This is a genomic window from Parapedobacter sp. (assembly GCF_035556095.1).
In the GTDB taxonomy this organism is placed as follows: domain Bacteria; phylum Bacteroidota; class Bacteroidia; order Sphingobacteriales; family Sphingobacteriaceae; genus Parapedobacter.
Window position 1 is genome coordinate 172,790 of the sequence record NZ_DATMFT010000005.1, and the last position, 19,665, is coordinate 192,454.

Consider the following 19,665-nt stretch of genomic DNA (forward strand, 5'->3'; position numbering starts at 1 on the left):
AATATAGGTTTTTTAAGCTATTCGAATATCGGAATTATATTTAAAAATCCTATTAATGCCGTATACGAAGGGTAATATAGTGTAAAACACGGCAAATTTAGAAACGAATTACGTATGTTTATAGCTTATTAAACCGTGATTAAGATTGATAATGAAGCCTAAACACCCAACCAAGCACACGTCGAGCAGGTTAGCCTCGAGGGAAATATAGTGTCAAAAGCTGCAAACTTCGTTTTTCTTTCAGGTGGATATTCACGCTAATATTGCAATTGATAAATCATCAATTATTTATTTATATGAATTATGAAGAAGAAAATACCTAAAACTATCGGTGCGAGCCGAGGCACGGGCCGCACTATGCGGGTTGCAAACTGGTGGATGATGATAGTTATCATCCTTTCCGTTCCCCACATGCTTAAAGGGTATGGGTCTGGGGGGCTCATCCAACGGGAAGTATCTGGCAAAGTCACGAACGAACAGGGAGAGGGGCTGCCGGGTGTAAGTATTGTGGTGAGTGGTACCACCACAGGTACATCGACCGTAGATGACGGCACATTTAAGATCTCGGTGCCCGGCGAACACGCCGTGCTGGTGTTCTCATACGTTGGCTACGTTGACGAAGAAGTGGAAATAGGCACCCGAAATATTGTCAACATTTCACTCAAGTTAGCATCAGCATTGGATGAAGTTGTGGTTGTGGGTTTTGCTACCCAACGAAAGGCCAACGTCACAGGCTCGGTTTCAGTGATCGGCAGTAGAGAACTGGAATCAAGGCCGGTAACCAATGTCGCGCAAGCGCTGCAAGGTTTAGCTACCGGTTTAGAAATAGGGCAAAGCAGTTATGGGGGGAGCCTCGAGAGTGCTCCGACAATCAACATTCGGGGCCGCAATACAATCGGCCAGGGGTCCAACGGCGGTCCGCTGATTTTAATCGATGGTGCCGAAGGGAACCCTAATCACCTGAGTCCAAATGATATTGAGAGTATTTCGATCCTCAAAGACGCAGCAGCATCATCCATCTACGGATCTCGGGCACCGTTCGGCGTGATCTTAATTACGACCAAGCGGGGAACAAAAGGCGGGCCGATTATCACGTATAACAACAGTTTCCGTAATTCCTCACCCATCAATTTCCCTGAGACAGCTGATTCATATCGTTGGGCACTTTTTATCAACGATGCATCGAGAAACAGCGGGGCGCCGGATTTTGTGGGCCCTGAGCGTATGCAGCGGATTATCGATTATATGGCCGGCAAATCCGGAGTGACAAACATTCCCCCCGATCCGGGAAATCCTGTACGTTGGGCGGGCGGTTCGTCTGAAGGCAACGACAATCACGACTGGTGGACGTCGGTATTCCGTTCAAGCTCGCCTGCCAATGAACATACGCTGAGTATGCGTGGGGGCGGTAATGCGATGAATTATTACTTGTCTGGCAATGTACTTAATCAGACAGGTATGTTGAGGTTGGGTGGTGATGATTTGACGCGATACAATGCAGTTGTGAACCTCGAGTCTAAAATCGCTGATTGGCTTACCTTGGGTTATAATGGAAAATTTTCACGGGAAGATTACGACCGCCCATCGGACTTCGAGGGCCGATATATGCAATACATGAGTAGGACCCAGCCAGCCAATCCGCTCTACGATCCGAATGGTCATTTGTTTGATGTAACGACCGACCGGTTATCCATCATAGCGGTTGGCGGCCGCTACAACCGCATTATCGATAACAGCAGTAACCAATTCCGCCTCATCGCTGATCCATTGCCCGGACTGACCTTGCAAGGTCGTTTTTATTACAACCTCGGCGACCGCTTTGCACGGACAGTAAGACTGACCACCTATGCGCATGACGTGGAGGGAAACCCGTATGTGGCCGAGCCGGAAAATTATGTGAGTGAATATATTGAACGCTACGATTATATTTCACAAGATTATTTCGCGCGATATGATAAATCCATTGATAAGCATGGGTTTCAGGTGATGGCTGGATTCCAATCGGAATACAACAAATTCCGGAATGCCTCCGCAACCCGTCATGGCATGATTATCCGGGAAAATCCCACTATCAACGTAACTACGGGGCAGGCACTGGATGGGTCTACTATTCCACCATCAGTATCCGGAGGAGAAAACGACTGGGCAACGATGGGTTATTTTGGTCGAATCAACTACAGTTATGACGAGCGGTATTTTGTTGAACTCAACTACCGGTACGATGGTACATCGCGATTCCGTGCAGACAAACGTTGGGGCAGTTTTCCTTCTTTTTCTGCGGGATGGAATATTGCCGGTGAAGAGTTCTGGAAGGCTCATATAAAGAACATCAGTCAGCTTAAGCTGCGGGGCTCCTATGGCGTATTGGGCAACCAGAACACCAGTTCAATCTACCCCACATATGTAACTATGCCGGTAAATACGGCTAACGGCGGTTGGATCATCAATAATGCGCGACCAAACACCGCGTCGGCCCCAGGGTTGGTAAGTGCAGTACTCACGTGGGAAAATATCAGGGCTTGGAACATAGGAATCGATGTGGAAGCCCTTCGGAATCGGTTAGCGTTCACGTTTGATTACTTCACCCGTTATACGGAAGACATGGTGGGACCAGCGCCACAGCTGCCGAAAGTACTGGGCACAAGTGTGCCAACCACCAACAATACCGACATGAAATCCTACGGGTTCGAAGCGGAGGTAAGCTGGAATGACCGCCTTAGCAACGGATTGGGCTACCGGGCAAAATTCATGCTATCGGACGCACGAAGCGTTGTATTGAGGTATCCGAATCCGACAAACAACTTCTGGACTTATCTCGCTGGGCAGGAACTTGGGAACATATGGGGTTTCACGACCATCGGCATCGCAAAAACCCAAGCGGAAATGGATGCGCATTTAGCGACGTTGCCAAACGGTGGACAGCAGTACCTCGGTAGTGACTGGAGTGCGGGTGATATCATGTTCAAAGACATCGATGGCGACGGCAGGGTTGACGGCGGTACGGGTACCATGGATAACCAAGGAGACTATTCGGTTATCGGAAACTCCACACCGAGGTTCCGGTTCGGGTTTGACCTGGGCGCGGATTGGAAGGGCCTCGACCTGCGCATGTTCTTCCAAGGCGTCATGAAGCGAGATTACTTCAATGGTGGATACAATTTCTGGGGATCTGGCCCAAATGTTTGGTGGTCTACTGCGTATATACCCCATCTTGACTATTTCAGGGATGATCCCGATCATCCCCTGGGATTAAATCTCGATTCCTATTATCCGCGGCCTTATTTCAACGGAGATTACGAAAGCAGCGGACGGAATAAAGCGGCTCAGACCCGCTACCTGCAAAATGCGGCTTATATCCGGCTAAAAAATGTTACCGCTGGATATACGTTGCCCCAGGCGCTTACCAAGAAGGCAAAGATCGAGCGGGTCCGGTTATTTGCCTCCGGCGAGAACCTATGGACGTTTACTAAGATTTCGGAGCTATTTGATCCGGAGTTGTTGGATCAAGGATTCACCGGTGCAGTGTATCCCTTTAGTAGGGTAGTGAGCCTTGGGTTAAATGTGACTTTTTAAAACGAATATAATGAAGACGAAACATAGCTATATTTTATTGCTGCTATTGGCCTGCTTTGGCATGACCTCCTGCCAGAAGTCGTTTCTTGACCGGAAGCCAATATCGGCCGTGACGCCCGAAAACTACCTGACGGATGAGGCCCACTTAGCGGCCTACACCATTGCCCGGTACGGACCCACCAATGGCTGGAATATCGGTGATGCAGATACCGACAATCAGGCCGCTATTGGGTATTCTACGATATTCGCACCTGGAGAGTGGCGGGTTTCAGCCTCTGGGGGATGGGATTTTGGGTCGCTGTATCAGTGCAACTATTTTCTCCAAACGGTTTTACCTAGGTTTCATGCGGGGACAATAACTGGCAACGCCAACAATATCCGTCACCACATCGGCGAAATCTATTTCTTCCGCGCAGAGTTTTATTTCAATAACCTCAAGAGTTACGGTGATTTCCCAATCATCAGGAACGTTCTTCCAGACAACCATCAAGTGCTGAACGAAGCAAGCCAGCGTGCGCCCCGGACCGAAGTGGCACGTTTTATCCTGTCGGATTTGGATTCGGCTATTATGCTGATGCAGAATAATTCTCCCGATGGGCAGAAAAACAGGTTGTCAAGATTGGTGGCCCTCCAGTATAAATCGAGGGTCGCCCTGTATGAAGCCACCTTCCTGAAATATTTCAAAGGCACCGCTTTTGTTCCCAACGGCGAGGGCTGGCCCGGTAAACAAAAAGATTACCATGCCCAATATAATTTTCCATCGGGGAATATAGACGGTGAAATCGACTTTTTCTTGACGGAAGCTATGGCAGCGGCGAAAGAAGTGGCAGACAATGTGCCGCTTGTTGATAATACCCATCATTTTCCGCAAACTCCTTCAGATGCACTAAACCCCTATTGCGAGATATTTAGCAGTGTAGACATGTCTGGGTTTTCGGAAGTGCTTATGTGGCGTAAGTTTGACCGCAACCTCAACGTTACCAGCTACGCCGGCAAGAGCTACCAAGGGGGAAACATGGGGGTGGGCCTAACGAGAGGCATGGTGGAATCCTTTTTGATGGCTAATGGTCTCCCGATTTATGCAACTGGATCTGGTTATCATGGTGATGAGTACTTGGAGGATATCCCCAAAGACCGTGACAATCGTCTCCAATTGTTTTTGAAGGTGCCAGGGCAGGTGAAAATCCTGTACAACAACCCGGTCATTGTGGAGGAAGGAATACCCGATATCCTGGCATCGCACGAGCATCAGAAGTACACTACGGGATATGCACACCGAAAAGGGCTTAACCTGGATGATAACCAAAACTTCGATGGATATAGCACCCAGGGTGAAATCTCTTTCAGGGCCGTGGAGTCTTACCTCAATTACATTGAAGCTTGTTATGAGAAATTCGGGAGTCTCGATGGTACCGCTAATGAATATTGGAAATCGATTAGAAGGCGGGGCGGGGTAGATGAAGATTTTCAGAAGACAATTGATGCGACCGACCTCGCAAAAGAAGCGGCCGGCGACTGGGGAGTATACTCAGCGGGAACGATGGTAGATAAAACGTTATTTAATATCAGACGTGAGCGGCGGGTCGAATTAATGGGTGAAGGTTTGCGGGGGATGGATTTGCGCAGATGGCGCGCCATGGACCAATTGATCAATACGCCTTATCATATTGAGGGATTCAAGTTGTGGGGGCCGATGCAGCATTGGTATGATGCAGCACAGTTGACTTACAATGACGGTTCGGCGAGTACGGTTTCAGACCCTGCACGCAGTGCATACCTCCGCCCTTACGAACGGACTACCGTATCATTGGTGTATAACGGTTATCTTTGGAATATGGCGCATTACTTATCGCCCATTGCCATTGAACATTTTTTGATCACGTCAATAAATAACGATATGAGTACATCGCCGCTATACCAGAATCCGGGATGGCCGATGAACGCTGGCGTTGGACCCAATTAATCCGTGTTTATGAGGTGCATGATTTTCTTATTATCGTTATTGGGGGGGCTATCGATTGGATTTGCCCAGTCAGCCACAGACATCATATACCTATCGGGTACTGGTGCAGATAACCGTGTAGATTGGGAGTTTTATTGTTCAAAAGGGAGGAATAGCGGGAAATGGACGACGATTCCGGTGCCTTCCTGTTGGGAGCAGGAGGGGTTCGGCGGATATTATTACGGCTATGGCTCGGGTGACCGGTTTTACGAAACCGGTCACTACCGCCATGGGTTCGATATCCCGGCAAACTGGGAAGGAAGAGCCATCCACATCGTGTTTGAGGGGGTAATGACGGATGCGGAGGTGAAGATCAATGGAAGGCTGGCTGGCCCCGTTCATCAAGGAGCATTCTATCGATTCAGGTATGACGTCTCATCGCTTTTGACTTACGGCGGTACTAACACGGTGGACGTGCTCGTCAAGAAACATTCCGATAACAAGAGCGTGAACCAAGCGGAGCGTGATGCGGATTATTGGGTGTTCGGCGGCATTTTCCGGCCGGTATACCTCGAAGCCAAACCGGAAACACATATCGAACGCGTCGCGGTGGATGCCAAAGCAGATGGCCAGTTTAATGCCGATATCTATATTTCTGACATTAGACAGGTCAGTAAAGTATGCGTAGCCATACAATCCAGCGAAGGAACGGAAGTAGCTACATGGCAAACAGACCGTATTTCTGGGGTTACGCGGATCATGGGGCGATTGGATGCGCACCGGCCGTGGTCGCCGGAATTTCCGCATTTGTACGCTGCTGTTTTCCAGCTGTTTGACAAAGAGGGCTTCCTGGTGCATGAATACAAGGAGCGGATTGGTTTCCGGACGGTAGAAATCCGTGAAAGTGACGGCATATACATCAATGGGGTTAGGGTAAAACTGAAAGGTGTGAACCGGCACACCTTTCATCCTAAATTTGGTAGGACATCCTCCAAAGCGCTGAGTATCTTGGCCGTCAATCTGATCAAGGATATGAACATGAATGCCGTACGGATGTCGCATTATCCACCAGATAAACATTTCTTGGAGGTATGCGACTCACTCGGGCTTTTTGTATTGGACGAACTGGCCGGGTGGCAGCATCCCCCGTATGACGATACCGTGGGCAGGAAGCTCCTCATCGAAATGATTGAAAGGGATGTCAATCACCCCAGCATCATCCTATGGGACAACGGCAACGAAGGCGGGTGGAATACCAATCTGGATGATGTTTTTGCTCAATTGGATATCCAGCGCCGGCATGTGCTGCATCCGTGGCAGGATTTCGGACTGTTCAATACCTACCATTACATGGACTACAATTACCTCGCTAACGATGGGTACAGCAAACGCAAGCTGTTTATGCCCACCGAGTTCCTGCATGGCTTGTACGACGGTGGGCACGGCGCCGGGTTGGAAGACTACTGGTTACGGATGTGGAATGATCCGCTTTGTGCAGGAGGTTTTCTCTGGGTGTTCGCGGATGAGGCCGTGGAACGCGCCGACAGAGACAACGAATTGGATACCTACGGCAACGAGGCTCCAGACGGAATTGTGGGACCATACCATGAGAAGGAGGGAAGCTTTTATACTATTAAGGAAGTTTGGTCCCCCGTCCATTTCGACAAGCGGTACATCACACCAGTGTTTGACGGCAGTTTTCGCGTGGAAAATAGGTTCCATTTCACCGATTTAGCCGAATGTCGTTTTGTGGCCGAATGGGTGAATGTATCAGCCCCGGGTGAACCCATCCAAGAAAGGATCCTGAAAAAAGAAGACCTGGCAGTACGTATGCCTCCCGGACATAGCGGGACAATACAACTGGAACTTCCGGACGCTTGGCATGCCATGGATATGCTCCGCATCCGTGTGGTTGACCCTCATGGCCGGTTGGTCAATACGTTTAGCTGGCCATTGAAGACGGCGTCGGCAAAGAACGTAGAGCTTATCCAATCAGCATTTACCAATCCGGTGGTACAGGAAACGGCGGATGGCTGGCGTGTGCACGCCGGTACGATAGGCTATACGTTCGACAAACAGCAGGGCCGACTAATCGAGGTGACGAAGGAGGGGAAGCAAATCCCGCTTGCCAATGGGCCGGTACTGCTTGGCGGCAAAAGGGAAGTTGCCAGCGTAGACCAATCCTTCCAAGCAGGCGGTGTGGTAATCCACACCACATTTACCGACGGGGACGAATATCGATGGACGGTCAAGAGAAATGGGCTGTTGGATTTGGAAGTAGCGTATAAACCGGAGCTTACCAGTGCTTTCGCGGGTATAACTTTTACGTACCCGGAAGACCGGGTAGCTGGTGCGAAATGGCTGGGTGACGGCCCATACCGGGTGTACAAGAACCGTATGAAAGGGGTCCGTTTTGGTGTTTGGGAAAAAGCCTATAACAACACGGTGACCGGCGAATCGGGATATATGTATCCCGAATTCAAGGGCTACCATGCGAACATGTATTGGGCACATATCGATGGTAAGGATGTGCCTGACTTTACGGTGTATGTGCACAGCAACGATATTTTCCTTCACCTGTTTACCCCCCCGGAGCCGCAGAAACCCGAAAATGCCAAGATGGTTTATCCCGACGGGGATATTTCTTTCTTGCATACCATTAACGGTATCGGAGACAAATTCATGGATGCCTCCAGATTGGGACCCCAGGCCAACCCGGCACGGTTCGAGGCCCCGCGTTATGCCGGTGGGCGGTTAACAATGCATTTAACGTTCAATTTCAATTAACAAGATTACAATGGTCATTTCATTTACAGGCAAAACAGCAGTGGTGACGGGAGGAACATCCGGGATCGGCAAGGCGGCGGCTTTACAATTGGTAGCCGCCGGGGCAAGGGTAGCCGTTATCGGTAGGGACGCCACCAAACTGACCGGTGAACTCGCTGAATTCCCGGATCGGCTTTTCTTTTTCCGTTGCGAGCTAGCGGATCACGCGTCCATCAAAAACACGTTTGCCAAGATTGGGAACCTATTCGGAACAATTGATGTATTGGTCAACAATGCTGGGGTACAAACCTATGGGAATGTGGTGACCACGGGTGAAAATATCTGGGATTTCACGATGGATATCAACTTGAAAGCAGTATACTTATGTGCCAAATATGCCATTTCGCTAATGGAAAAGGCCCCCTACGCCGTCATTGTGAATGTGGGCAGTGTACAAGGTTTCGTGTCGCAGCGTAATGTGGCTGCTTACGCCGCTAGCAAAGAAGCGTTACACGGGTTAACGCGTTCCATTGCCATCGATTTCGCCCCTAAAATACGGTGCCTGGCTGTATGCCCCGGCGCAGTACAGACACCCATGTTGGAAAAAGACATCGAAAATTTCGTGGACAAGGAGGCCATCCTCGAAGAAACACGAAATATCCATCTGTTGAAGCGAATTGCCACGCCTGACGAGATAGCTAATTTTATCACTTTCCTCGCCAGTGACAAAGCAAGTTTCGCCACCGGGCAAACTTACCGGGTAGACGGTGGTATTGGGGTACGTATAGAAGGGACCTAACAATTGACGAACTAACCATGGCAACAACCATACGATTATTCGCCGACCAACGACTGCTTTGCGGAGAGGGGCCGGCATGGGATGCCGGCAACGGTCGGCTTTATTGGACAGACTGTGGCGGCGAGGCCATTTATGCCAAAGGTATAGCTGATGACGCCCCAAAACTAGTGCTTAGCGGCTACCACGCAGCATCATTGGCGCTGCATGAATCGGGCGGGTTGGTGTTCGGCGGGCGGGACGGATTCTTCCAATGGAAGGAAGGCGAGGTGCCGCGTTTGATATGCGACCGTAGCGATCACATGGAGGTGAACGATATCAACGATATCATTGCCGACCCCGAAGGCCGGGTCTTCGGTGGCCAGGAAGCTTTTCGTGAGGATGAAGCGTACGATACCGGATACCTGTTCCGTATCGATCCTGATGGAAGCTGTTCGGTTGTGGAGGAAGGATTGCACCTCAGCAACGGCCTGGGATTCAGTTCTTCCTGCGATCGCTTCTACCTCGTAGATAGCATTCCCCGGATGATTTACGCATACGATTATGACCGTGCCACCGGTGCCATCTCCAATCGAAAGCCGTTCATCCGACTGGATAAGGATGATGGCTTGCCGGATGGGATGACCGTGGACCAAGATGGGTTTATCTGGGTTGCGAAATGGTTTGGTAGCGGCATATCGCGCTATGATCCGGATGGAAAGCTCGAGCGGACAATTGATCTTTCAGCTGCGCAAACCAGTTCGCTAACATTCGGTGGCCCGGACTTCCGTGACATTTTTGTCACCTCGGCTGCCCAATATTGGGAAACACCGCTGGCTCCGACTGGCCACGATTTTTCATTCCCCAGGGGTGGCAGTGTGTACCATATCGTTCAAGATATCGCGGGTAAGCCCGAGTACAAAGCAAAGATTTGAAAAACAGCAATAAACGCATACTTAATTTTAAATGAAGATAACAAATATTGAATGTAAGATCCTGAAGATTCCGGGCTTGAAGGAAAACGCCACATCTTCTTCGCAGGACGATTTGGTCGTGATAGTACACACCGACGAAGGTATATGTGGCATCGGTGAGACCGACACCGGACCGTGGCTGGCCAAGGCGGCCATTGAGTCCCCCGGCAGCCATTCCATGGCCATGGGTATGCGTGACTTGCTAATTGGTATGGATCCGTTCGACACCGGGGCCATTTGGGAGAAATTATATACCTATACCTGTATGAGCGGCCGCAGGGGCGTGGTGATCTGTGCCATGGGCGCCATCGACATGGCGTTGTGGGACATCAAAGGAAAAGCCCTGGGTTTACCCGTTTACAAACTACTGGGTGGGGCAGCGAAGGAAACCATTACGCCATATGCTTCCCTGCAACCTTATGGAGATTCGGTGACGGCCTACGGCGATTCGCTGATTGCTTGGATCAAGCGGGCCAAAGACTATGGATATTCGGCAGCGAAAATCGAGTGCACGCTTGGTGGCCCCTATAACCACACGGGCTTGTGCGGCAGTGATGAGGAGATGACCGATATCATCCGCTCCTGTCGCCGTGCAGTGGGGACGGATATGCGGATCATGGTGGATGTGCAATACCTGTGGTATGATGCACGTTCGGCACTGCGCACCATACAGAAGTGGGATGATCTGGATATTTATTTTCTGGAAACGCCCCTGCAGATCGATAACCTTGAGGGTTATGCGCTCTTGGCGAAAGAAGCACCCATGCGGATCGCTGCCGGCGAATGGCAGAACACCCGGTTTGAATTTATGGATCTGCTCGACAAAGGGCTTATAGACGTGGCACAACCGGATGTGGGCAGGGTAGGGGGGCTTACGGAAGCTGTTCGTGTATGTGATATGGCACAGGATCGTGGGCGCTTGATTGTGCCGCACTGCTGGAAATCGGGCATTGGCATAGCCGCTACTGCCCACTTGGCATTTGCTACGCCCCATTGCCCCATGATTGAGTTTCTGCCGGCCGAAATGTGCGACTCGGCGCTACGCATCGAACTGGTGGACGATCCGATCCGTATGATAAACGGCGTCATTACGCTGCCGGACGAGCCCGGATTGGGCATTACACTGAACATGGATGCGGTTGCTAAATATGAGGTAGATTGATGAAGCAGTTGATTTATGTATGGTTCCTTGCCGGTGTGGCGGCTCTGGGCGGTTTCCTCTTCGGGTTCGATACGGCGGTCATCTCCGGTGCACTTAGCCCGCTTATCCAGTATTTTGGTTTAGCGTCCCAGCCAGCCTTCCAGGGGTGGTTGGTCAGCTCCGTGGTATTGGGCAGTGTAGTGGGTGCCCTACTATCCGGCTATTCTGCTGATCGGTTCGGCCGCAAATCCACGTTGGTATGGGTTGGCATCTTCTTCTTGGTGTCTTCCATCGGGTCGGCCGTTGCGGATACCTTTTTCCTATTCATAGGGTTCCGGTTGATGGCGGGATTTGCCGTGGGCACCGCGGCGATGGTTTCCCCGCTGTACATCGCTGAGATGGCCCCGGTGGCCATCCGGGGCCGCATGGTGGCGCTCAACCAATTTGCCCTGACCATCGGAATCCTGGCAGCCTATTTTTCCAATAACTACGTGGGTAATGTAATGGCAAACCAGGCACATGTGTTGGGGGGCTTATTTTCGGAGGTGGAAGTATGGCGAATCATGTTGGGTGCAGCAGCAATTCCGTCCTTGGTATTTCTGTTGCTGCTGGTATGGGTACCCGAAAGTCCGCGTTTTTTGATGTTAAAGCAACGAGGTTCGGCAGCTTTAGCCATCTTGCAGAAACTCAATGGAGCCCAAGTGGCCGAAAAAGAAGCACTGCTTATCCGGCGGACGATAGCCGGTACAGCCATCTCGGTAGGTGATCTGTTCAAACCGCCGTTACGGATGACCACTTTCGTTGCCCTGTATCTGGCCATCGTGTCGCAGTTGAGTGGCATTGATTTGGTGTTGCACTACGGCCCGCTTATTTTGGAGCGGGCGGGATTTTCTTTCGTGGACTCCCTGGGCGGGCAGTTGGTGTTTGGGGTTGTGTTGGTCGTGTTCACATTGCTGGCGATGTGGAAAGTTGATAGCCTGGGCCGTAGGCCCTTGCTATTCATTGGCAATGCCGGCATCTGTATGACGTTGTTGCTGATCGGCTATTTCTTTACAGATACCGCGTTTTCGGAGACGGGACTGCTCATCGCCATTTCCTGCTTTGTTGCCTGTTTTGCATTTTCCATGGGACCGATACCCTGGATCGTGATGGCCGAGCTATTTCCAACGAAGATAAGGGGACAGGCGATGGCACTGGCTACATTTTCCCTGTTTGGCGCCAATTGGGTCATTGCCCAGCTTTTTCCCGTCAGCATGGAATATTTTGGCGAATCGGCGACCTTTTGGTTGCTGGCTTTGACTACCCTGCCGACATTTTTCTTCATCTGGAAAGTCCTACCCGAGACCAAGGGCAAAGCACTGGAAGAGGAACGCTAATAACGAACATATCTTAAATTAGAAAATATGAAGCTCTATAGTAACCTTTTTTTTATATACCTGTTGCCGTTCTATGTTGCATCGGTGGTCGTGGGGCAACCCTTTGCTACCGCACAGGTTGTTGACCCTTTGGAATTATTTGCGCTCGACGGCAAGCGGAACATCATGATTGAGGAAAATTTCGGCATCATCAATGGAAAAATCACCACCCGTGTCCATCACGGGGATATTGGTACGATCAGTGGTCTTTTTGCGCCGCCCTACGCCAGTTCCAACTTTTTATTGGAAACTCGTCTTTTCGGTGAAAAGGTACCGACCTCCGATTACCGCTGGTATCCGTTCGAAGTGCAGCGTGAGGGAGAGATCAACGGCATTTCCGTGAAGACGACAACCGTGCTGCCCCATGGGGATCGGGCTGCATTGATTAGGATGACATTCGGCAACCAGAGCGGGAAGGATATCCTGATGCCGATCCAGTTCCATATACAGGGTGGCTTGGACTACGTGGAACGGTGGGAGTTTTCGCGGCCGAAAGCGGAAAGTAAAACGACAAACCTATCAGAAGCGAACAGGCTGGTCAGGTCAAATGCGGCGGGAAATATCGTCATCGCCACCGATATTCCCGGGTTGGATTGGTTTGAGCTCGGCTCCCGTTGGGATACCAAGGTAACCGTCCCCGCCGGAACGGATGTGACCTTCCATATCGCTATGGAGATCGGCGGTCCTGAGATTACCGGCGAAGCGATATCGGCCATCTTGCAAAATCCGCCGATGGTCATTCGGCAAGCGAATGCGGCTCATACCCAGCAGGTGGAAGACATGTTTGGAAAGTTGCCCCGCTTCTCTGCGAGCGACAAGCGACTGGAGGATTATTACTATCGGTCTTTGGTAACCCTATTGACCAATAAGTGGGAGGTGCCGGAATTCCTCTTGCAACCCTATTATGGGAGCGGGGGGGTTATTGGCGGCTGTGTAGGTAATTACCTGTGGGAGTTCGGGCTTCCTGCGCAGATTTTCCCGCTCTATGATCCACTGGCATCAGCGAGCCATATCAAGCAGTTCCTCAAAGTGGACATGACCAAACATTACCTCTTCGAACCGATGACCGGCGAAGGAGGGGGAGTGTGGTACCAGGTGAACCAAGATAAGATCGTGGAGTTGATTTACTATTATATACTTCATACCGGCGATGTGGGGTTCCTTGATGAGGTGGTAGAAGGCAGGCCTATTTATGACCACATGCTACAAAACGCGTTATTCGGTGACGACCTCAGCAAAAAAATCAACCTCGTGGACTATGGTCACGATGGCGAGAATCACCTGGAACTTCGGCGAGGCTATCCTTACCGGGGTGTCATGCCCGATGTGAATGCGTTGCGGTACCTAACTTATATCCGCGCATATGAGTTGACAAAATTAGCCGGAAAGCCCATGAAGCAGTTGTTCGCCCGTGCCGAGGAGTTGAAAGACCTATTGAAACGAGAGCTGTGGAGCGAGAAAGACCAATGGTTTTTCTTCCGGTATGACGGTAAGAAAGATATCCGGTATACGAATTTTATGTACACATTGATCGGTACGGGTGTGTTTGATGAGGAAGTGGAGCGGGGGCTGCTGTCGCATCTGAATGAAAAGGAATTTCTGGGCGACTACGGTATCCATAGCATTTCCAAGCTTGACCCGGCCTATGATCAGGTAGATATAGACCACGGTGGCGGCGGTAGTTATGTGGCGTTTCCTCCACTGATCTGCCAGCGGTTGTATAACGCAGGTTTCGCTGATGCTGCCAACGACCTGTTGGAGCGTCACCTCTGGTGGGGTGAGCGGCTGCCCTATTGGGGTGACTCGAAGGTGGCCAACTATATGGGCTACCGTGAAGATACCCCGCTGCAAAGCGACTTTGATGCGTGTACCGGTGCACAGACGTTTATCTTCGGGCTGTTCGGAGTCAGTGTAGGATTGGACGGAACCATTACGGTAAACCCGACGGTACCTTCGTTCTCGCCGGAAATCCGATTGGAGGGATTGAAGATACGGGGTAAGGAGCTGGCCATCGACGCCAATGCCAACGGGTATACGGTTACTGTGGATGGGAAGCCCTATACCGAAGCATTGGGTATCCCCATCACGTTTTAATACTTGTTTATATTGTCAACTCATTGTTATGATTAGGAAATCGGTTGCCATTGTTACATGGATAGTGACCATGCTATCCAGCTGTTTAGCTACTCAGCAGGATGGATATAACATCGTCGATTTCGGTGCGATAAGTGACGGCATCACCGTCAACACAGAAGCGATCAACAACGCAATACGGGCTTGTGCTGTCGATGGCGGCGGGCGCGTAGTTATCCCGCCCGGAACATTCAAGAGCGGTACGATCCGGCTGCTTAACAACGTAGAACTATATCTGGAGACGGGAGCCGTACTTATGGCAAGCACCGATCGACGGGACTTTCCACGGCAGCCTCAGCCGACGTACCGCTCCTTAAAAGATAAAGGGGGTTGGTTTGCATTGGTGTATGCTCTGGAAGCCCAAAATATTGCTATCACCGGCAAGGGTACGATTGATGGCAACGGAGCTGCGCAGCAGCCTGACCCGACCTTGTTTGGAGGCGACCTGGATGGACGACCCCGTAATATCCTTTTTATTTCCTGCAAAGGTGTCCGTGTGGAGGGTATCAGCATGCGGAATTCGGGGATGTGGAACCAACATTACCTGGATTGTGAAGATGTACTGATCGACCGGATTGAGGTGTATAACCATTCCAATCGCAATAACGACGGTATAGATATCGACGGCTGCCGCCGGGTCGTTTTATCCAACTCAATCATCGATTCCGATGACGATGGAATCACACTCAAGAGTACCGGTCCGGCCCCAACCGAAGACGTAGTGATCACTAACTGTGTGGTGTCCAGCTTCTGCAATGCAATCAAAGCGGGGACGGAGTCTACCGGTGGATTCCGTAATATCAGCATCAGCAATTGCGTGGTGAAACCGAGCAGGAGCGAAACGAATCCGATATTCGGTACTCCACGTCATGGTATAACCGGCATATCGCTGGAAATCGTGGATGGTGGAACCATGGAAGGCATCACGATAAGCAATGTTACTATCGAGGGGACGGAGTGCCCGCTGTATATCCGCTTGGGCAACCGGGCGAGGAAATATGCAGAGGATGTTCCCTCGCCGCCGATGGGCAAAATGCGAAACATATCCATCAGCAACGTGATCGCTTACCATACGGGCAATTTTTCCAGTTCCATCACCGCCATCCCGGGCCACTACATCGAAAATGTACTGTTGAGCAATGTGCAATTCTTCAACCGTGGGGGACTCCAGCCGGGAGATTATATCAGCCGTGCTAAGGATGTGGCAGAAGATGAACGGGGCTATCCGCAGCCCACGGTGTGGGGGAACTTGCCTTCGTCGATGTTCTTTATCCGCCATGCGAAGCGTGTATCGCTAATCGGCTTCCAGTTCGGGAGTGATAGGCCGGACCCCCGACCACCCTTGGTAGCGGTGGACGTGGATCTGCTGCGGGTAGTGAATGGAATGCATACCGGGCCGTCTGCAAAGGGTGTCCCTTTCATGGTGTCGGAAGGCGTTGCCTCGCATCATGTGGAAACGCCCATAGGTTGGGACGAATAAGTCGCTGCAATCTCATTTTTCCAAAACAATTCCGGCCGTTTCCCTGTAAGTCTTAATAAAGAAAGAGGAGGAAGATTTTATGGCTGATGAATTGAAAGACCGGCGTGTAGCTATTTTGACAGCTGATGGATTCGAGGAAATCGAACTGACAAGTCCGCGCGATGCCATCCAGATAGCTGGTGGCAAGACGTATATTGTATCGCCGAAAAACGATGTGGTGCGTGCGAAGAAAGGAAACGAATGGAGTTTGGATTTTGACGTCGATGTGTCGCTTGAACAGGCTAGTCCAGATGACTATGACGCACTACTCATCCCCGGCGGTGTAATTAATCCGGACAAGCTGCGTGCGATTGACAAGGCACTGGATTTTGTGAAAGCATTCTTCGATGCAGGGAAGCCCGTTGCCGCGATCTGCCACGGGCCGCAGGTACTTATCGACGCCGAAGTGGTAGCCGGAAGAAAGATGACTTCTGTAAAGAATATCCGCAAGGATCTGATCAATGCAGGTGCACGTTGGGAGGACAGCGCCGTTGTGGTTGACCAGGGGTTGGTAACCAGCCGAACGCCCGACGACCTTCCCGATTTTAACGAAAAGGTCATCGAGGAATTCACGGAAGGTAAGCATGCTGGCCAGCATGCATAAACCTAACGGACACCCCTGACTGCCATTTGTAGCGTAAATACTTTGTCGCTGGCGGTGATGAACAATACATCGTGATTCAAGCCGCTGAAACAGACGTTGGCTGTCCAGTTTACCGGCACATCGATGTGCTGGATTTTATTTCCAGCAGGATCGTATACGTCGATACCTTTGCCTGTGAGGTATACATTGCCTTTTTCGTCAATCGTCATTCCATCGGACCCTTGGTTTGCAAAGAGTTGTCTGTCGCTGATTGTGCCATCCTTCCGCAGCGTGTAGCGATAGATTTTATTGTCCCCGATATCGGCGACGTACAAGAACTTTCCATCCGGTGTGCCAATGATGCCATTCGGTCGTTTGAATTGGTCGTCCAGTCGGGTCACCTGTCCATCCTGATACCTATACAGCGCTTCGGCGGCGAGGTCGGGTGAAGTCCGACTCCAATAGTCGCGCTGGTAATACGGGTCTGTGAAATAAAGGACACCTTTTGGGGAAACCCAAACATCGTTGGGCCCGTTGAAAAGGGAATCACGGTAGTTCACGGCCAACTTCTCGACTTTCCTATCCATTCCAATGCGCCACAGTTCGTATTGTTCGTCTGCACACGCAATCAAGTATCCGTGTTGGTCGACGTAGAGACCATTGGCCCTGCCCGCGGGTTCCATAAAGATAGCCAGGTTCCCATTCGTACCGTATCGCCAAATCCGGTTATTGGGCTGATCGGTAAAAAACACATTGCCATTCCGGTCCGCGGCGGGTCCCTCGGTAAAGCTGAAACCGTCGGCAAGCAATTGCAATGTAGCGCCGGGGGCGACAACCTGCGCGAAGCTCAACTGCACCGCGAAGACGGCTATGACGACCGTAAGATGGAATTTTCGATTCATCGTTCCTATTGTTAATTTGTGTTTAATCCAATGATTTTGAAATCTGTGCGCCGATTGAGCTGGCGACCTTCCGGCGTTTCGTTGGTGGCCACCGGATGGGATTGGCCATATCCCTTGAAACGCAACCGTTGCGCCGAGATACCGGCTTGGACCAGATAACCATATACGGCTTGGGCACGGCTTTCCGACAGCTGTTGGTTGTAAGCTTCTGTGCCCGTATTGTCGGTGTGGCCGCCGATTTCGACCAGTACTTGTTTATTCAGGTCAAGGAAGCGGACGAGTTGATCCAGGTCACTCTTGGATTGGGGCAGCAGGGCAAATTGATCGGTTTCGAAGAAAATGTTGCTCAGTGTTTGTGAGTTGCCAACCTTTATCCGCGACAGCGGGATACGTATTTCATAGGCATCGTTGATTTTCACGCTGTCGTCGAGCGGATAGCTTTCTGAGAAAAAGAGGTAGCCGGGCTGGTTGATGTGCAACGCGTATGTCTTGCCAAAGGGTAGGGGGGCGAGGAAAGTCCCATCCTCGTAATCGGCGGTTTCGTTATATAACACCTGATTGGTCGTAACGTCTGTCACCCTCACCTCGGCTTGAAGCGGATTGCTGCTTTCGGCATCCACAATGATACCTTTGAGATACGCTACGGGATCGGGGCGTGCAGCCTCTGGCAGTTGGAAAGCGTATATGTCTAAACCGCCGATAGCGTCTGGCCTGCGGGTTGAGAAGAAAGCCTGCATGCCGTTCATGCTCACTGTCAACGCGTTTTGCTCGTGATGGTCGTTGATTGGATAGCCGATATTGACGGGATGCCCCCAGTTACCAATGCTATCTTTCCTGCTTTTGAAAATATCTTTATCGCCCAATCCCGGCCAGCCATTGGAGGCGAAGTAAAGCGTGCGGTTGTCAGCATGGATGTAAGGTGAGCTTTCATCGTAGGGTGTATTAACGGCGGGGCCGAGGTTCTGTGGTTCTCCCCATTGTCCATCTGCTTTGAGCAAGGCCCTCCAAATGTCATACCCTCCTTGTCCGCCAGGGCGGTTGCTGACGAAGTAAAGCGTACGCCCATCGGCGGCCAATGCGGGCTGTGCTTCCCAACCCCGGGTATTGATGGGCGCACCTAAATTATGGGGCGCTCCCCAACGATCACCCTCGCGCCTCGAAACGTATATATCACAACTCCCCAAGCCGTCGGGTCGATTGCAGCCGGTGAAAAACAGGTATTTCCCATCTGGCGAAATGCAATGGGCGCCTTCGTTGTACAGCTCCGAATTGATTTGCCCTTGTAAAAACCCGGCTTCCTGCCAGGTATTGCTACTATCCCTGGTACTCATGAAGAAATTCTCGCGGTTGTCCTTCTTGCGTGTAAAGATGATAGTCTGCTGATCGGCGGTAAGCCGGGGGAAGTATTCATCGAAGGGGCTATTGATCGCGGGTCCGGCATTTTGGGGGGCAAACGGGACGGGGTTGCGCAATGCTGTTGCGCTAAACTCACAATCCGCAATGTATTTATCGGTAAGCCGTCTGCTTTCCGCCGCTAAACCTGGCGTATCCCTGTACCGGTTCAGGGCAGTCAGTGCATCGGTATAATTGCCCGTATGCAGGAGGCTTTCACCGAGGCCAAACCACGTAAGCGGTGTTAGGGTAGGGTCAAGTTGAATGACCTTCTTGTAGTTGCGTTTGGCCATTTCATAGTCCCGTTGTTTGCGGTAAATGTCTCCAAGTTGTTGATAGGCGGTGGCGAATCCGGAATCCAATGCAATCGCCTTTTCCAGTGATGCAACGGCGAGGTTATATTGTTGAGCCCTAAGTTGCAATCCCGCCTTATCGAATGCCTGTTGTGCACGTTTATTGTTGGACGGTTTTTGCCCGGTGGCGGACAGTGAAAACAACACGCCGAATAAAATTAGGATGTATGTCGCGTTTACTGTTTTCATTACGGGAG

At 51.0% G+C, this 19,665-nt stretch carries 12 protein-coding genes; 10 read left to right on the forward strand and 2 right to left on the reverse strand.

Features of this window, described 5'->3' with window-relative positions; all coding sequences use genetic code 11:
• The first annotated feature begins 303 nt into the window (after positions 1 to 303).
• The 10 genes from VNQ80_RS02765 (at position 304) to VNQ80_RS02810 (ending at position 16,842) form a co-directional block, all read left to right on the forward strand.
• Complete coding sequence (locus VNQ80_RS02765) at positions 304 to 3,573, forward strand: TonB-dependent receptor (RefSeq protein WP_325635920.1); 3,270 nt, start codon at positions 304 to 306, stop codon at positions 3,571 to 3,573.
• Between the two features lie 10 nt (positions 3,574 to 3,583).
• Complete coding sequence (locus VNQ80_RS02770; RefSeq protein ID WP_325635921.1) at positions 3,584 to 5,536, forward strand: RagB/SusD family nutrient uptake outer membrane protein; 1,953 nt, start codon at positions 3,584 to 3,586, stop codon at positions 5,534 to 5,536.
• Between the two features lie 18 nt (positions 5,537 to 5,554).
• Positions 5,555 to 8,302: a glycoside hydrolase family 2 TIM barrel-domain containing protein gene (locus tag VNQ80_RS02775; RefSeq protein ID WP_325635922.1), complete on the forward strand. Its 2,748-nt coding sequence runs from the start codon at positions 5,555 to 5,557 to the stop codon at positions 8,300 to 8,302.
• A 10-nt stretch (positions 8,303 to 8,312) separates the two neighbouring features.
• Entirely contained in the window at positions 8,313 to 9,080 is a 768-nt protein-coding gene (locus VNQ80_RS02780) for an SDR family NAD(P)-dependent oxidoreductase (protein ID WP_325635923.1), read from the forward strand.
• 17 nt (positions 9,081 to 9,097) lie between these two features.
• Positions 9,098 to 9,991: an SMP-30/gluconolactonase/LRE family protein gene (locus VNQ80_RS02785; RefSeq protein WP_325635924.1), complete on the forward strand. Its 894-nt coding sequence runs from the start codon at positions 9,098 to 9,100 to the stop codon at positions 9,989 to 9,991.
• Positions 9,992 to 10,022: 31 nt separating this feature from the next.
• Complete coding sequence (locus tag VNQ80_RS02790; RefSeq protein WP_325635925.1) at positions 10,023 to 11,192, forward strand: mandelate racemase/muconate lactonizing enzyme family protein; 1,170 nt, start codon at positions 10,023 to 10,025, stop codon at positions 11,190 to 11,192.
• Entirely contained in the window at positions 11,192 to 12,547 is a 1,356-nt protein-coding gene (locus VNQ80_RS02795; RefSeq protein WP_325635926.1) for a sugar porter family MFS transporter, read from the forward strand. The genes VNQ80_RS02790 and VNQ80_RS02795 overlap by 1 nt, the downstream gene beginning before the upstream one ends.
• Before the next feature lie 27 nt (positions 12,548 to 12,574).
• A complete protein-coding gene (locus VNQ80_RS02800) occupies positions 12,575 to 14,680 on the forward strand; it encodes a hypothetical protein (protein ID WP_325635927.1) in 2,106 nt (701 codons plus the stop codon).
• A gap of 28 nt (positions 14,681 to 14,708) precedes the next feature.
• Complete coding sequence (locus tag VNQ80_RS02805) at positions 14,709 to 16,199, forward strand: glycoside hydrolase family 28 protein (protein ID WP_325635928.1); 1,491 nt, start codon at positions 14,709 to 14,711, stop codon at positions 16,197 to 16,199.
• Between the two features lie 79 nt (positions 16,200 to 16,278).
• A complete protein-coding gene (locus VNQ80_RS02810; RefSeq protein ID WP_325635929.1) occupies positions 16,279 to 16,842 on the forward strand; it encodes a type 1 glutamine amidotransferase domain-containing protein in 564 nt (187 codons plus the stop codon).
• A gap of 2 nt (positions 16,843 to 16,844) precedes the next feature.
• On the opposite strand, the gene VNQ80_RS02815 is transcribed toward VNQ80_RS02810, so the two are convergent.
• Positions 16,845 to 17,723 carry an SMP-30/gluconolactonase/LRE family protein gene (locus VNQ80_RS02815; RefSeq protein WP_325635930.1) on the reverse strand — a complete coding sequence of 293 codons (879 nt, stop codon included), beginning with the start codon at positions 17,721 to 17,723 and terminating at the stop codon, positions 16,845 to 16,847.
• A gap of 11 nt (positions 17,724 to 17,734) precedes the next feature.
• Positions 17,735 to 19,657 (reverse strand): OmpA family protein, encoded by a 1,923-nt coding sequence (locus VNQ80_RS02820; RefSeq protein ID WP_325635931.1) that lies wholly within the window; start codon positions 19,655 to 19,657, stop codon positions 17,735 to 17,737.
• Between the last annotated feature and the right edge of the window lie 8 nt (positions 19,658 to 19,665).

Bases quoted from the DNA above. Each gene is read 5' to 3' on its own strand.
- VNQ80_RS02765 (WP_325635920.1), top strand. From the start codon at position 304: ATGAAGAAGAAAATACCTAAAACTATCGGTGCGAGCCGAGGCACGGGC.
- VNQ80_RS02770 (WP_325635921.1), top strand. From the start codon at position 3,584: ATGAAGACGAAACATAGCTATATTTTATTGCTGCTATTGGCCTGCTTT.
- VNQ80_RS02775 (WP_325635922.1), top strand. From the start codon at position 5,555: ATGATTTTCTTATTATCGTTATTGGGGGGGCTATCGATTGGATTTGCC.
- VNQ80_RS02780 (WP_325635923.1), top strand. From the start codon at position 8,313: ATGGTCATTTCATTTACAGGCAAAACAGCAGTGGTGACGGGAGGAACA.
- VNQ80_RS02785 (WP_325635924.1), top strand. From the start codon at position 9,098: ATGGCAACAACCATACGATTATTCGCCGACCAACGACTGCTTTGCGGA.
- VNQ80_RS02790 (WP_325635925.1), top strand. From the start codon at position 10,023: ATGAAGATAACAAATATTGAATGTAAGATCCTGAAGATTCCGGGCTTG.
- VNQ80_RS02795 (WP_325635926.1), top strand. From the start codon at position 11,192: ATGAAGCAGTTGATTTATGTATGGTTCCTTGCCGGTGTGGCGGCTCTG.
- VNQ80_RS02800 (WP_325635927.1), top strand. From the start codon at position 12,575: ATGAAGCTCTATAGTAACCTTTTTTTTATATACCTGTTGCCGTTCTAT.
- VNQ80_RS02805 (WP_325635928.1), top strand. From the start codon at position 14,709: ATGATTAGGAAATCGGTTGCCATTGTTACATGGATAGTGACCATGCTA.
- VNQ80_RS02810 (WP_325635929.1), top strand. From the start codon at position 16,279: ATGGCTGATGAATTGAAAGACCGGCGTGTAGCTATTTTGACAGCTGAT.
- VNQ80_RS02815 (WP_325635930.1), bottom strand. From the start codon at position 17,723: ATGAATCGAAAATTCCATCTTACGGTCGTCATAGCCGTCTTCGCGGTG.
- VNQ80_RS02820 (WP_325635931.1), bottom strand. From the start codon at position 19,657: ATGAAAACAGTAAACGCGACATACATCCTAATTTTATTCGGCGTGTTG.